This is a genomic window from Siccibacter colletis, assembly GCF_000696575.1.
GTDB lineage: Bacteria > Pseudomonadota > Gammaproteobacteria > Enterobacterales > Enterobacteriaceae > Siccibacter > Siccibacter colletis.
This window is the reverse complement of the sequence record NZ_JMSQ01000036.1, coordinates 1-534: the sequence shown is the minus strand read 5'-3', so window position 1 is coordinate 534 and position 534 is coordinate 1. Positions and strand designations below refer to the sequence as shown.

At 53.2% G+C, this 534-nt stretch carries 1 rRNA gene; it reads left to right on the top strand.

The features are described 5' to 3' along the window. Window positions 1-534 (top strand): 23S ribosomal RNA (locus ET34_RS0118865); the annotation flags it as partial.

The window sequence follows — 534 nt, the reverse complement described above, 5'->3', positions numbered from 1 at the left end:
GACTGACCGATAGTGAACCAGTACCGTGAGGGAAAGGCGAAAAGAACCCCGGCGAGGGGAGTGAAACAGAACCTGAAACCGTGTACGTACAAGCAGTGGGAGCACCTTCGTGGTGTGACTGCGTACCTTTTGTATAATGGGTCAGCGACTTATATTCTGTAGCAAGGTTAACCGTATAGGGGAGCCGAAGGGAAACCGAGTCTTAACCGGGCGTTAAGTTGCAGGGTATAGACCCGAAACCCGGTGATCTAGCCATGGGCAGGTTGAAGGTTGGGTAACACTAACTGGAGGACCGAACCGACTAATGTTGAAAAATTAGCGGATGACCTGTGGCTGGGGGTGAAAGGCCAATCAAACCGGGAGATAGCTGGTTCTCCCCGAAAGCTATTTAGGTAGCGCCTCGTGAATTCATCTCCGGGGGTAGAGCACTGTTTCGGCTAGGGGGCCATCCCGGCTTACCAACCCGATGCAAACTACGAATACCGGAGAATGTTATCACGGGAGACACACGGCGGGTGCTAACGTCCGTCGTGA